The organism is Streptomyces sp., assembly GCF_035644915.1.
Lineage (GTDB): Bacteria > Actinomycetota > Actinomycetes > Streptomycetales > Streptomycetaceae > Streptomyces.
Window position 1 is genome coordinate 37,558 of the sequence record NZ_DASQNP010000086.1, and the last position, 13,962, is coordinate 51,519.

The window sequence follows — 13,962 nt, forward strand, 5'->3', positions numbered from 1 at the left end:
GTGGTACGGCGTGCGGAGCAGCGTGAAAAGGGAAAAGGAACTCACGCTTCCGCTGCGGCCCGCACCTCCTCGGCGACCTTCCGGTCCAGGGCGGCGCGGACCAGGCCCGCCGCCAGGCGCGGCAGGTCCTCCCCGGGCACCAGGCGCGCCAGCGCGCGGGCGGAGGAGGGCAGCCCGAGCCGTTCGGCGCCGTCGCGCGCCCGGCGGTCGATGTACGGGGCGAATTCCGGCCAGACGCCCTGCGCCTCGCGCAGGAAGATGTCCGCGCCGGTCGGACCGATGCCGGGGAAGCGCTGGAGCCGCTCGCTCACCCCGCTCTCCTCCCGCAGCCGGCGCAGGTCCCCCCGGTACCGCTGGAGGAGCAGCTCCGCGCCGTCCCCGAGCTGGGTGGCCGTCCGCTCGTCGTACCGGCGGTAGCCGCCCGCGCCGAGCGCGTCCACCCGCTGCTGCCAGGTGGACTCGGCCATCCGGCGCGCGTCGCCCAGCCCGGCGTCGAACAGGGCGCGCGCCGCCGCCACCGCGGTGTCCGCCCGGATGCGGGCGCTCAGCAGCAGCGAGAGCACCAGCAGGCGGTACAGCGGCACCGGTGTGTTCCGCAGCAGGATGCCCGCCTCCTGCGCGTAGGTGCGGCCGTACCGGTCCAGCAGCGCGCGCACCGTGGCGGCGTTCCGCTCCTGGTCCCGGCGGGCCGTCTTCCCGGTCGTCTCGTTCATCGCCGCATCACTCCAACAGGCCGGCCATGGTCTCGGCGGCACTGACCGCCGCGTCGCCGCAGCAGTTGTTGAACAGGACGTGGACCTGCTCGGTCCGCTCCGCCAGTGCCCGTATCCGCGGGATCCACTCCGCGAGTTCCTCCTTGGTGTAGCGGTGCCGGTAGGCGTCCTCCTTGCTCCCCGTGCCCCAGTGCGGGCTGCGGCCGTGGAACCGGACCACCGACAGGTGCGGCGCGGTGGCGACGGCGACGGGCGGCACGGAGGTCGGCAGTCCCTGGGCGGAGTCCACGGCCACCAGCGCCGCCCCGTGCCGCCGCGCGAGTGCGGCGGTCCGCGCGCACCGCTCGGGCGCGTACCACCGGGGGTGGCGGAACTCCACCGCCGTACGCCAGCCGAGTGCGTCCGCGCGCCCCAGACACCGGTCCAGGAACACCTCCGCGTCCGGCCCGGGCCGCAGCGACGGCGGGAACTGCATCAGCACCGCGCCCAGCCGTCCCGCCGCGCGCAGCGGCTCCAGGGCCTCCGCGAAGCGCCGCCACACCTCCTCCACGGTCGCGGGCGGCAGCGCGTCCGCCCGCACCCGCGCCCCCGGCGCCGCCCCGGCCGGGCGCAGCGGCACGGGCAGCGAGCCGACCCGGGTGGAGTGACCGGTGAGCAGGGAGAACGCCTTGACGTCGAAGACGAAGTCGGCGGGGGTGCGTTCCGCCCACAGCACGCTGTTGCGGGTACTGGGCAGCCCGTAGTACGTGGAGTCCACCTCGACCAGCCCGAACCGCTCGGCGTAGTGCCGCAGCCGCCCCTCCGCCCCCCGGGCGGCCGGGGGGTACCAGCCGCTGGCGATCAGTGCCGGGTCCGTCCACGAGCAGGTGCCCACCAGAATGTTTCCCATGGTCACGGGGTACCCGCGCCGCGTCGGCAGATCCGTCGTCACGGAGCACTCGGAGCGCTCGGAGGGCTCGGAGGGCTCGCGGAATCCACGGAGAGGAGCGCGGCCATGACCGACGAGGAGAACGGAACGGAGCGGGAGCGGCGCGCCCGCGAGATAGCGCAGGAAGCCGAACGGAGCCGGAATCCCGGCAACGCCCCGCACCGCGAAAGCGCCGGCAGTGGGGAGGACCCGGGCACGGGCGAACGCCACTGGGACACCGGCGGCGGGGACCAGCCGCGTCCGTCCCCCCTGGGCAAGGGCGACGTCCACGCGGTGGCGGGCAGCGACATCGAGCAGCCGGAGATCGCCGAGGGACCGGTCCCGGGGATGCAGCCGGGGGAGAGGGTGGAGCGCGGCCCCTGGATCCCGCCGGTGGAGGTGGATCCGCCGCGGGACGGCGACCTGCCCCGTGACGCGGCGGGCGAGCCGGACGCGGTCCGGCGGCAGAAGGAGGAGGGCGGTCCGTGACCGCCCTCCGGCGCGTGCGGCCGCCCCGGCTTCCCGGCCCCTCCGGCCGGCGGCGGGCCGGGGCGGCCGGAGGTGCCGGCCGGGTCTTCTCGGGGCGTTCGCTCCTGGGGCCCTTGCCGCGCCCGGTGCGCGGCCCGGGGGAGCGCCGCTGAGGAGCCTCCCGCAGCGACCGGCCGGCCTCCTCGGCGGCGTGCCGGTCCGGAACGCCGCTGTCCTCGGCCTCCTCGCGGCGCCGAGCGCGCTACCTGTCGCAGCTCCTGCTTCCGGGCTCGGGCACGGCGTCCGCCTCCGCGTCCGCGGGTTCCCGCCGCCGGAGTGAAACGGGCCGCCGCCGGGGTGGCTCCGGTTTCCCGCGCCCGCCCCCGTGGCACTCGTGCGGAACCCCCTGAAGCCCACGGGAACGGGAACCGAGCCATGCCCCTGCCGCCGCCTCCGCCACCCGCCCGTACGCCGGCCGTGAGGACGGCCGCCGCCCTCGCGGCCGGGCTGCTGGCCGCCCTGCTCGCCGCCGGGTGCGCGCCTCCCCAGGAGGGGAACCTGGTGGGGCGGTTCGACTCGCCGGGCACCAACACGGAGGTCGGTTCCGTCGAGGTGCGCCAGGTGCGGCTGGCCGAACCGCCCGACGGCAGGGCCTGGTCCAGGGGGGACGACATCCCGCTGTACGGCCGCTTCTACAACGAGTCGGGAGCCCCCGACCGTCTGGTCGGGGCGGAGTCGCCGGTGGCCGGGTCGGTGGAGATCGTCGGCCGGGAGGGCGGGACGGGGCTGGAGGTGCCCCCGGAGGGCGTCCTGGTGCTGGGGCGGGACCGCCCGCACCTGGTGCTGCGCGGCGTGGAGGAGCCGGTCCGGGGCGGCGACTTCGTCCCCGTCACCCTCCGCTTCGAACGCTCGGGCGTGCTGGAGACGCGCATCGAGACCCAGCCCCCCACCCACGACGACCCTCCGGGCCCGCCGCTGCCCTCGCCCGAGGCCACCCGCGCGTCGTGGGAGGGCTGACGGCCCGCCGGATCGCGGGCCCGGAACGTGAGCCCGGAGCACGAGCCCCGGAACACGGGAAGGGCCGGAGCCCGGAGGAGAAGGGAGTCTCCGCCGGGCCCCGGCCGGCTCCCGCCCCGTGGCGGGAGTGGAGGAACGGCCCTGACGCTCGGGTCAGTCGATGATGCAGACGTTCCCGAAGGTCGGGTTCAGCGCGCCGATGACGCTCACCGTGTTGCCGCAGGCGTTGATCGGGGCGTGGACCGGGACCTGGACCACGTTGCCGCTCAGGACGCCGGGGGAACCGACGGCCGCGCCGTTGGCGTGGGCGCCGTCGGTGGCCGCCGCGACCCCCGCGCCGCCGAGGACCAGGGCGCTGCCGACCGCGGCGAGGGAGGCGGCCTTGGCGATACGGATCATCGCCAATCTCCTTTCAGGTGGTGAATTGGGACACCCGGCCCAACGACGGTTGATGCGAGGGGGTGCGCATGATCACTCGATAGGGTTAGTCAGATCACCATTCCGGCTCCCGTGGCGGCCGGAGGGCGGGGGCGGTTCGGCCCGCCGCGATGCCCCGCCGGGATGATCACACTCTCGGCGCAACCCCCCGCGCGTCTCCCCCGGGGGAAGGGTCCACCTCTGTCATGGTTTGCTCCGATTTGGTTGGCATCGATCGGAGAAGATCCATGCGTGTTCCCCTGGGGCTCACCAGCCGAGGAGTGCTGTGCGCACTGGCGTCCGCGGCCCTGGCGATGGCACTGCCGCCGACCGCCGCCGCGCCCGCCCCCGCCGCGGCCGCACCCACCGCGCCCGCCGCTTCCGGTGAGGCGGAGCGCATCCCCTTCGGCGAGCGCTACCGCGCCGTCCAGCACGGCGGCCTCGTGCGCGCCGCCAACTCCGCTGCCACCTGTGAGGCGTCCGCCGACCCCGGGGGACTGGCCTGCGACGCGGCCCGGGCGGGAGTGGACGGAGGGACCAACGGCGACTACGAGATGACGTACGTCGACGTCGACGACGACCCCAACACCTACAACTCCAGCCGGGCGGAACTGCGCCTGCCCGCCGGGGCGCGGGTCACCTACGCCCGGCTGTACTGGGGCGGCAACCTCCGGGTCGGCGAGCAGAAGCCGCACGAGGACAACGGGCGGGTGCTGATCGCCGAACCGGGCGGCGCGTACAAGGAACTCCTCGCCGACACCCTCGTCGGCCACCGCCGCACCGGGGTCATGGACGGCTACACCGCCTCGGCCGACGTCACCGCCCTCGTCGCGCAGTCCGGCGGCGGCTACTACACCGTCGGCCAGCTCAACGTCGCCAAGGGACGCTCGTCCGCGGGGGCGTGGGGCGGCTGGACGCTGGTGGCCGCCTACGCCCACCCGCAGGAACCGCTCCGCCACCTGGTGGTCATGGACGGCTACGAGCCCCTGACGCCTTCCCGGAACGCCCTGGACATCACCGTCGAGGACCTGCCGGTGCCCGCCCGGGCCGCCGGCGCCGCGGGCGTGGTGGCCTACGACGGCGACCGCGGCCGGGGCGGCGAGTCGCTGACCGTGCGCCCCGGAACCGGCCCGGCGTTCCGGGTGCACGACGCGGCCAACCCCGCCGACGACCCCATGAACTCCACGATCACCGACCACGGGCACCCGGCGCACGGCCGCGTGCCGTCGTACCCCAACACGCTGGGCTACGACTCCGACGTCTACGGCATCACGCCCGCGCTGGCGCGCGGCGGCCGCTCACTGACGTTCCGCTTCACCACCCGCGACGAGGGCTACCAACTGGGCGCGCTCTTCCTCCAGGTGGACGCGCGGCCCTGAGGCCCCGCCGGACGCCGGAGGGCGTGAAGCCGAGTCAGTTCCCCGCATGAGGAGTCGAGTCGTGCCCCAGAACGAGAGAGCAGCGGCGCCCGGGACGGTGCTGCACCTGTCCCAGCCCGTCGACGGCGGCGTCGCCCGGGTCGTCACCGACCTGGTGCGCGCCCAGACCGCCGCGGGACTGCGCGCCGTGGTGGCCTGCCCGCCCGGCGGCGTGCTGGGCCGGGACGCCGCCGCGGCCGGAGCCGAGGTCGTCCACTGGCCCGCGCGGCGCGAACCGGGCCCGGACCTGCTGCGGGAGACGGTACGGGCCGCCCGCCTGATCCGGCGGACCGGCCCCGACCTGGTGCACGCGCACAGCGCCAAGGCCGGCCTGGCCGCCCGGCTGGCCCTGCGCGGCCGGGTGCCGACCGTCTACCAGCCGCACGCCTGGTCCTTCGACGCGGTCGGGGGGACGACCGCCCGCCTCGCCCTGCGGTGGGAGCGGCTGGCGGCCCGCTGGACGGACCGCGTGCTGTGCGTCAGCGAGGACGAGCGGCTGCACGGTCTCCGGGCGGGGGTGCGCGCCCGCTGGGCGGTGGTCCGCAACGGCGTGGACACCGGCCGCTTCCGCCCGGCGGACGACTCCGCGCGCGCCCGCGCCGCCCTGCCCGCCCTCGACGGGGTGCCGCCCGGCGCCCCCCTGGCGGTCTGCGTCGGCCGGCTGTGCCGCCAGAAGGGCCAGGACGTGCTGCTGAGGGCGTGGCCGGAGGTCACCGCCCGCGTCCCCGACGCCTGGCTGGTGCTGGTCGGCGACGGACCGCAGCGCCGGGAACTGGGCGCGGCGGCGCCGGGACGGGTGCTGTTCGCCGGGGCCGCCGACGACACGGTGCCCTGGTACGCGGCCGCCGACGTGGTGGTGCTGCCCTCCCGCTGGGAGGGCATGGCCCTGGTCCCGCTGGAGGCGATGGCCTGCGGCCGCCCGGTGGTGCTGACCGAGGTGACCGGCGCGGCCGAGAGCCTCCCCCCGGACCGCGCCGGCCACTGCCTGGTCCCGCCGGAGCACCCCGGCGCCCTGGCCCGCGCCCTGGTCGCCCTGCTGGCCGACCCGCGGCTCCGGCACGACCTGGGGCGGCAGGCCCGGGAGCACGTCCTGACCGCCTACGACGTACGGCGGACGACGGCGGAGACCGCGCGCCTGTACGGCGAGGTGCTGGCCGAACGGTCCGCCGCCCCGCGCGTCCGCCCGCCCCGCCGTCCGTCCGCCGGGCCGCCCGCCCGCCCGTCCACCGACCCGTCCGTCCCACCCCACCCCGAAACCAGGGAGCGCACCAGGCGATGACCACGGAGAACGCCGGGACGTCCAACCCGAGCCAGGTCCTGTCCCCACCGGAACCCACGATCCGCGCGGCGACGTCCGTCGGCCCGCCGCGCGGGCCGGTGCCCCGACCGCTGCCGCCGCACCTGCGGAGGAACACCCACCGGCGCCGCGCGGCCACCCTGCTCGCGGCCGCCGACTGCCTCACGGCGGTCGCGGTGGCCGCCGCGGCGGTCCCCCCGGCCGGTGGCGGGGGGCAGGGCCCGCTCGTCCTCGCGGCGGTCTGCGCCGCCGTACCCGCGGTCCTGCTGCCGCTCAACGCGCACGGCGGTCTGTACCGCACCGCCCTGGCCGCCTCCGCGCTCGACGAACTGCCCGCCCTGCTCGGCCGCACGGCGGTCGCCTGGTGCGTGGCGGCGGCGCTGCTGGCCGCCGTCCACCCCGCCGGGGCCCTGGGCTGGACCGCCCTGCTCGGCACGGTCCTCGCCCACGCGGCGCTGGCCTGCGCGGCGCGCGGCGCGGTCTACTTGGGGCGGCGCCGGGCCGGCCGCCGCAGGCCGCGCTCGGCCCTGGTGGTGGGCGGCGGTCCGGCCGGCCGGCGGATCACCGCCGCCCTGTACGAGCACCCCGAGTACGGGATGCGCCCGGTCGGCGTGGTCGAACCCGGCGGCGGACCGGCCGCCGCGGTCCTGGCCGAGGACGTCTCCGTACCGGTGCTCACCGGGCAGGAGGACATCGTCCGGGCCGCCATCCAGAACTCCGTGCGGGACGCGGTCTTCACCCGCGACCCCTGGTCGGACCCGGAGACCGCGGCGCTCCTCCCGCTCTTCACGGACCTGGACTGCACCGTGTGGCTGGTCGGCGGGCCGTCCCCCGACACCGCCGCGGTTCCGCACCCCGCCGTCCGGCGCGTCCGCGGCGGCGACCACCTGTGGGGCTTCGCCTGCCACCGCCTGGACCCGCGGCCCCGGCACCGCGCCCGCGGACTGCGCGGCAAGCGCGCCCTGGACGTCGTGGTCGCCGCCACGGCGCTGGTGGCCGTCTCCCCCGTGCTGCTGGCCTGCGCCCTGGCCGTCCGGCTCGCCGACGGCCCCGGGGTGATCTTCCGTCAGGAACGCATCGGGCTGGGGGGCCGCCCGTTCACCGTGCTGAAGTTCCGCACCCTGCGCCCCCGCGACGAGCACGAGTCGGCGACGCGGTGGAACGTCGCCGACGACCGGCGGATGAGCACGGTCGGCCACCTGCTGCGCCGTACCTCGCTGGACGAACTGCCCCAGCTCTGGAACGTCCTGCGCGGCGACATGAGCCTGGTCGGCCCCCGGCCCGAACGCCCCTACTTCGTCCAGCGGTTCAGCCAGCTCCACCCCGGCTACGCGGCCCGTCACCGGATGCCCGCCGGGATCACCGGGCTGGCCCAGGTGCACGGGCTGCGCGGCGACACCTCCATCGAGGACCGGGCGCGGTTCGACAACCACTACATCGACACCTGGTCGCTGTGGCAGGACGTCCGCATCCTGCTGCACACCGCCGGCTCCGTCTTCCGGCTCGGAGGAAGCTGAGGTGACCACGGCCAACCCGGCCACCACGGCGATCACGGCCCCGTGCCCCCCGGCGGACGGCCGGACGCGGGACGGGGTGCACGACCGGATCCGGGACCTGCTGGCCGACCACTGGCCGGTGCTGCCCGCGCTCGCCGCCGTCGTGCTGCTGTGCGTGCCCGCCGCCCCCGGCCCCGGCGGGGGCGGCGGGGGCGTTCACGTCACCCCCGCGGACGCCGCGTCGGCGGTCCTGGTCCTGTGCTGCGCCGTCCTGGCGCTGCGCACCCGGACCCGGCCGCTGGACCGGACGGCCGTCGTCGTGCTGGCGGCCCCCGTCGCCGCGCTCGCGGCGGCGACCGTCGCCTCCCACGACACGGCGTCCGGCCTCGCCGGCTTCGCCCGCCTGCTGCAGATCCTCGTCCTGGTGCCGGCCGCCCTGGTGATCGTGCTGCGCTCGCGCCGCCACGCCCGGCTGCTGGCCGCCTGCCTGGTGGGGGTCGCCCTGGTCCAGGGCGCGGTCGGCGTCCACCAGTACCTCACCGGCACCGGCGCCTCCTACCAGGGCCAGGACGTCCGGGCGGTGGGCACCTTCGGCCCGCTGGACATCATGGGGATGTCCTCCACCGTCTCCTGCGGCATCGTCATCGCCCTGGCCGCGGGCCTCGCCCCGCCGCCCGGCGCGCCCCGGTGGCTGCGGCCCGCCGCGCTGTCCACCGCCGCGGCGCTCCTGGTGCCGCTGGCCCTCTCCTTCAGCCGGGGGGCGTGGATCGCCACCGCCGCGGCCGGAACGGCGGTGCTGTTCCTGGCGGGGGCGCGGTCGGCGCTGCGCACCCTGGCGCTCCTGGTGGCCGCCGGGGTGGTCCTGGTCGGCGGGGCGGGGGTGGGCTCCGACCTCGTCGCGGAGCGGGCGAGCAGCATCACCGACGTCACCGACGCCCCCGACCAGTCGGTGACCGACCGCTACACCATGTGGGCCGCGGCCGTGGAGATGTGGCGCGAGGACCCGGTGACCGGGGTGGGCCCCAAGGGCTTCCCCGAGCACCGCGACACCCACGCCTCCCTCGCGCTGTCCTCGGCCAGCGACACCGCCGGAGCGGGGCAGGACTTCCACCGCCAGCCGCTGCTGTCCCCGCACAACATGTACCTGCTCGTCCTCGCCGAACAGGGACTGGTCGGCGTCACCGCCGTCGTCGGCGGCTGGGCGGCGCTGCTGGTGCTCGGGGTGCGGCGGCTGCGGCGGGCCCGGGCGGCGGACCGGGGAACCGGCCCCGGCGGCACCGGCCGCGGAGCCGACCGCGGGGTCGACTGCGGCCTGGTCGCGGTCGGCCTGCTGGTCCTCAACTGCGTCGACTTCCTGTACGCCGACATCGGCGGCCCCTCGACCGTGCTGACCGCCGTGGAGTTCGGCCTGACCGCCTGGTGGGCGCTGGCGCCCGCGGCCGTGGCGGGGGAGCCGGCCGGCGCGCACGCCGGGGAACGCGCCGGGGAATACTCAGTGAAAGGGGCCGGCCGGTGACCACCGCACCCACCGCACCCCCGCCGCCCTCCGGTCCCGGCACGTCCGGCACGCCCGCCGCGTCCGCTGCGGCCTCCGCCTCCCGGCGGGGCGTCGGCTCCGTTCCGGGCGGGCGGTTCGTCGCCCGGGCCGCCGCCGCCACCGCCGTCCTCACCGCGGCGGGCTCCTTCCTCGGCCTCATGCGGGACCAGACCATCGCCCACTTGTTCGGGGCGGGCAGCGACACGGACGCCTTCCTGGTGTCCTGGACGGTCCCGGAGTTCGCCGCGACGATCCTCATCGAGGACGCCATGGCGCTGGTGCTGGTACCGGCGTTCAGCCTCGCGCTGTCCCGCCGGGCCGCCGCCGGCCGTCCGGACGACGGCCCCGCCGATGACCCCGCCGAGGACCCCGTGCGCGCCCTGCTGGCGGCGACGCTCCCCCGGCTGCTGCTGGCCCTGGCGTGCGCCGCCGGGACCGTGGCCCTCCTGGCCCCGCTGCTGGTGCGCGCCCTCGCGCCCGGGCTGGCCGACCCCGGCCTGGCGGTGGTCTGCACCCGGCTGACCGCCCTGACGGTGCTGGGCTTCGGGACCGCCGGGTACTTCAGCGCGGCCCTGCGGGCCCACCGCAGCTTCGTCCCCCCGGCGACGATCTACGTCGCGTACAACCTCACCATCATCACCACCGTGCTGGTGCTGCACGCCCGGTGGGGCGTGCGCGCCGCCGCGTTCGGGGTGGCCGCGGGCAGCGTCGCGATGGTCCTCGCCCAGCTCCCGGCGTTCTGGCGGCACCTGCCCGTCCGCACCGGCCGCCGCCGGCCCGGACGGCGGCCCGGCGCCCGGGGCGGGGCACCGGCACCGCGCACGGCCGCGCTGGTGGCCGGGACCGTGCTCGCGCCGGTGGCCGTCTTCGCCCTCTCCCGGCAGTCCCAGGTGCTCGTCGAGCGCTTCCTGGCCTCCTCGCTGCCGCCCGGCGCCATCTCGCACCTGAACTACGCGCAGAAGGTCGCCCAACTGCCCATGACCTTCTCCCTGCTGGTCTGCACGGTCACCTTCCCGCTGGTCGCGCGGGCGATGGCCGACGGACAGACGGAGCGGGCCCGGCTGAGGGTGGAGCGCGATCTGATCCTGGCCGCCGTGGTGGTGCTGCTCGGCGCCGCGTACGTGATCGCCTACGCGCCCCAGATCATCGAACTCCTCTTCCAGCGCGGGGCCTTCGACGCGGCGGACACCGGCGCCACGGCCTCGGTCATGCGCGTCTACGCCGTCGGCCTGCTCGGCCACAGCCTGGCCGGCGCCCTGGTGCGGCCGTTCTTCTCCACCGGCCGGCCCACCTGGTACCCGGCCGGGGCGATGGCCGTCGGCCTGCTGCTGACGGTCGTGGCCGGTGCCCTGACCGCCCCCCACTGGGGCGTCCACGGCATCGCCGCGGCCAACGCCGCCGGGATCACCACCACCGCGCTGCTGCTCCTGCGCGGCCTGCGCACCCGGATGCTGCCCATCCGGGTGCGCCGGGTCACGGCCGGCCTCGGCCGGCTGGCGCTGGCCGCGGCGGTCGCCACCGCGGCCGGCTGGGCCGCGGCGCCGCTCGTCGCCTCACCGCTCCTCACCGCGCTGGCCGGGGGCCTGGTCGTCCCGGCCGCGTTCGCCGTCGCGGCGCTCGCCGTCCGCGCACCCGAAGTACCCACGCTGCTCACCGCCGTCACACGAAGGTTCCGCCATGTCCGCTGACCCGACGCACATTCCCGCTCCCGCCGTCCCCGGCTTCCGGACCGCCTCGCTCCCCCGGCTCCGCCCGGTGCGCCCCTGGCTGCTGATGTACCACTCGGTGGCCGAGCACACCGAGGACCCCTACAAGATCACCGTCTCGCCCGGCCGGCTGGACCGCCAGCTCCGCTGGCTGCGGCGGCGGGGCTGGCGCGGCGTGGGGGTGGGGGAACTGCTGCGCGAGCGCGCCGCCGGACGGGGCGCCGGCCTGGTGGGCCTGACCTTCGACGACGGATACGCCGACTTCATCGAGGAGGCCGTGCCGCTGCTGCGCCGCCACGGCTGCACCGCGACCGTGTTCGTCCTGCCCGGCAGGCTCGGCGGCAGCAACGAGTGGGACCCGCTCGGTCCCCGCAAGCCCCTGCTGACCGAGGCCGGAATCCGCGCCGCGGTCGGCGCCGGGATGGAGATCGGCTCCCACGGGCTGCTCCACCTCGACCTGACCCGGGCCGACGACGACACCCTGCGGCGGGAGACCGAGGGCAGCCGCCTGCTGGTGGAGGAGATCACCGGCCGCCCGGCGCGGGGCTTCTGCTACCCCTACGGCACCGTCGACCGGCGCGTGGTGCGGGCCGTGCGCGCCGCGGGCTACGACTACGCCTGCGCCATCGACCCCGGCCCGCTGACCGGACCGTACGCCCTGCCCCGCGTGCACGTCGGCGAGGAGGACACCTCGCTGCGGCTGTACGCGAAGAGGCTGCTGCACCCCCTGCGCCGCCGCGCCCTGCCCAGCGGGCCCACCGAGCCGGCCGCCGGCACCCCCCTCACCGGGGCCGGACGGTGAGCCCGGCGCGGCCGGGGAGGGCACGGGCGGACACCCGGGCGGAGCCGGACGCCGGGACGGGGGAGGACCGATGAGGGTGCTGCACGTCATCACCGGTCTCGGCGCCGGCGGGGCCGAACAGCAGCTCCGGCTGCTGCTCCGCCACCTCCCGCTCTGCTGCGACGTCGTCACCCTCACCAACCCCGGCGCGGTCGCCGCCGGCATCGAGGCCGACGGCACCGCGGTCACCCACCTGGGCATGAACGGCAACCGCGACCTGTCCGCCCTGCCCCGCCTGGTGGACCTCATCCGCGCCGGGCGCTACGACGTCGTCCACACCCACCTGTACCGGGCCTGCGTCTACGGCCGGATCGCCGCCCGGCTGGCGGGGGTGCGGACCGTGGTCGCCACCGAGCACTCCCTGGGCGAGCGGATGATCGAGGGACGCCCGCTCACCGCGGGCACCCGGGCGCTGTACCTGGCCACCGAGCGCCTGGGCAACACGACCGTCGCGGTCTCCGCCACCGTCGCCACCCGGCTGCGCCGCTGGGGCGTGCCCGCCTCCCGCATCCGCCTGGTGCCCAACGGCATCGACGCCGAGCGCTTCCGCTTCGACCCCATCGCGCGCACGGCCGTACGGACGCGGCTGGGCCTGCCCGCCCACGCCCTGGTGGTCGGCGGGGTCGGCCGCCTGGTGCCCGGCAAGCGCTTCGACGTCGCCGTACGCGCCGTCGCCCAACTGCCCGGGGCCTGCCTGGTCCTGGTCGGCGACGGCCCGGAGCGCACCCGGCTGCGCGAACTGGCCGCCGGGCTCGGCGTGGCCGACCGCGTCCTGCTGCTGGGGGAGTGCGGGGGAGCGGTGTCGGCCGGGCACGGCGACGGCCCGGACATCCCCGGACTGCTGAGCGCCATGGACGTCTTCGTCTCGCCCTCCGCCGAGGAGTCCTTCGGGCTGGCCGTGCTGGAGGCGCTGGCGGCCGGGCTGCCCGTGCTGCACGTGACGTGCCCGGCGATCGACGAACTGCCGCCCGGCCACGCCCCGGGGGCGCACCGGATCGGACCGGGGGTCCGGAACCTGGTCACCGCCCTGCGGGAGCCGTCGTCGGTACCGGCCGGGAGGCGCCGCGCGCCGGTGTGCGAGGCCGTGCGCCGCTACGACGTGGCCCGCAGCGCCGACCGGCTCATGGCCCTCTACGAGGAGTTGCACGAGCGCGCCACCGCGCGCGTCTCCGGGCGCACTCCCGTCCGTACCGCCGTCCCCGGCCTGCCCGCGCGGTCCGCCTCCGTGCCCGCGCCGACCGCATCCGCGCCGGCGGCAACTGCTCCGACGACACCCGCTCCGACGAAGAGGTGAGTTTCGCCTTGACCACGCGCATGACCCAACCCCCCGCACCGTCCGGACGTCCCGACCTGCTGGGCAGGCTGCGCTCATGGCGCCCGTGGCGCGGCCCGGCCGTGCCCGCCTGGGCGCCGCCGGCCCTGGGAGCCCTGCTGGGGCTGACCGGCGGGGCGGCGTACGGGCTGCTCGCCGCGCCCGAGTACACCGCCACCAGCTACGTGGTCGTGGTGCCCGCCGGCCAGGCCGACTCGGCGGCGGCCCTCGGCTTCGCCCAGGCGTACGGCCGCGTCGCCACCGACAGCGCCGTCCTGGCGGAGGCGCAGGCGTCGGCGAGGATGCCGGCGGACGAACTGCGGGGCAGCGTACGGTCGGTCACCTCGCCGGACGCCCCCATGGTGGAGATCACCGGGATCGCCCCGCGCCCCGACCGGGCCGCCGCCATCGCCAATGCGGTGGCCAACGCCCTGACCAGGAGCGGCAACGCGGTCACCGGCAGCACCGGGGTGAGGCTGTCGCTGTTCTCCCCGGCGTTCGACCCCACCGAGCCCGCCTCGCCCTCCGCCCCGCTCACCGCCGCCGTGGGCCTGTGCGCCGGGGGGCTCGTCGGCTCCATCGCCCTGCTGGCCGCCCCCCGCGGCCGTCGCGAGCCGGTCTTCCCCGGCGTACCGGCCCCCGCGAGCCGGAGCGAGCGCGTCGAGCCCGCCCCGCCCCCCGGCCGTACGCCCACCGCTCCCGCCCCGGCGGCGGTGGCCGCGCCCGCTCCCGCCCCGGCGGCGGTGGCCGCGCCCGCTCCCGCCGTGGTCGCCGCGCCGGCCCCGGCCGCCGCCACCACCGCCACCACCGCGCCCGCCCCCGCGGCCGTCTCC

The 13,962-nt window shown here is 77.2% G+C and carries 13 protein-coding genes; 10 read left to right on the top strand and 3 right to left on the bottom strand.

The window, feature by feature from the left end; genetic code table 11:
• Positions 1–41: 41 nt before the first annotated feature.
• The gene (locus VE546_RS10890; protein ID WP_324921054.1) at positions 42–713 is read right to left on the bottom strand and encodes an endonuclease; all 672 of its coding nucleotides are present in this window, start codon (positions 711–713) and stop codon (positions 42–44) included.
• Positions 714–720: 7 nt separating this feature from the next.
• Positions 721–1,602, bottom strand: a complete 882-nt coding sequence (locus VE546_RS10895) for a DUF72 domain-containing protein (protein WP_324921055.1) — start codon at positions 1,600–1,602, stop codon at positions 721–723.
• Between the two features lie 105 nt (positions 1,603–1,707).
• On the opposite strand from VE546_RS10895, the gene VE546_RS10900 reads away from it, so the two are divergent.
• Positions 1,708–2,109, top strand: a complete 402-nt coding sequence (locus VE546_RS10900; RefSeq protein ID WP_324921057.1) for a hypothetical protein — start codon at positions 1,708–1,710, stop codon at positions 2,107–2,109.
• A 456-nt stretch (positions 2,110–2,565) separates the two neighbouring features.
• The gene (locus tag VE546_RS10905) at positions 2,566–3,105 is read left to right on the top strand and encodes a copper chaperone PCu(A)C (RefSeq protein WP_324921059.1); all 540 of its coding nucleotides are present in this window, start codon (positions 2,566–2,568) and stop codon (positions 3,103–3,105) included.
• Between the two features lie 153 nt (positions 3,106–3,258).
• On the opposite strand, the gene VE546_RS10910 is transcribed toward VE546_RS10905, so the two are convergent.
• The gene (locus VE546_RS10910; RefSeq protein ID WP_324921061.1) at positions 3,259–3,504 is read right to left on the bottom strand and encodes a chaplin; all 246 of its coding nucleotides are present in this window, start codon (positions 3,502–3,504) and stop codon (positions 3,259–3,261) included.
• A gap of 266 nt (positions 3,505–3,770) precedes the next feature.
• Here VE546_RS10910 and VE546_RS10915 point away from each other — a divergent pair, with 266 nt between their 5' ends.
• From VE546_RS10915 to VE546_RS10950, 8 genes are all read left to right on the top strand, one after another.
• Entirely contained in the window at positions 3,771–4,901 is a 1,131-nt protein-coding gene (locus VE546_RS10915) for a DUF3344 domain-containing protein (protein WP_324921063.1), read from the top strand.
• A 46-nt stretch (positions 4,902–4,947) separates the two neighbouring features.
• Positions 4,948–6,219 (top strand): glycosyltransferase, encoded by a 1,272-nt coding sequence (locus tag VE546_RS10920; RefSeq protein WP_324921066.1) that lies wholly within the window; start codon positions 4,948–4,950, stop codon positions 6,217–6,219.
• Complete coding sequence (locus VE546_RS10925) at positions 6,216–7,754, top strand: sugar transferase (protein ID WP_324921068.1); 1,539 nt, start codon at positions 6,216–6,218, stop codon at positions 7,752–7,754. Before VE546_RS10920 ends, VE546_RS10925 begins: the two co-directional genes overlap by 4 nt.
• A gap of 1 nt (position 7,755) precedes the next feature.
• Positions 7,756–9,249: an O-antigen ligase family protein gene (locus VE546_RS10930; protein WP_414720445.1), complete on the top strand. Its 1,494-nt coding sequence runs from the start codon at positions 7,756–7,758 to the stop codon at positions 9,247–9,249.
• The gene (locus VE546_RS10935) at positions 9,246–10,958 is read left to right on the top strand and encodes a lipid II flippase MurJ (RefSeq protein ID WP_324921070.1); all 1,713 of its coding nucleotides are present in this window, start codon (positions 9,246–9,248) and stop codon (positions 10,956–10,958) included. Before VE546_RS10930 ends, VE546_RS10935 begins: the two co-directional genes overlap by 4 nt.
• Before the next feature lie 85 nt (positions 10,959–11,043).
• Positions 11,044–11,778, top strand: coding sequence for a polysaccharide deacetylase family protein (locus VE546_RS10940; protein ID WP_324921080.1), 735 nt, complete (start codon positions 11,044–11,046; stop codon positions 11,776–11,778).
• 70 nt (positions 11,779–11,848) lie between these two features.
• The gene (locus tag VE546_RS10945) at positions 11,849–13,111 is read left to right on the top strand and encodes a glycosyltransferase (protein ID WP_324921072.1); all 1,263 of its coding nucleotides are present in this window, start codon (positions 11,849–11,851) and stop codon (positions 13,109–13,111) included.
• A gap of 20 nt (positions 13,112–13,131) precedes the next feature.
• On the top strand, positions 13,132–13,962 hold an 831-nt coding region (locus tag VE546_RS10950), incomplete at its 3' end, for a hypothetical protein (RefSeq protein WP_324921074.1).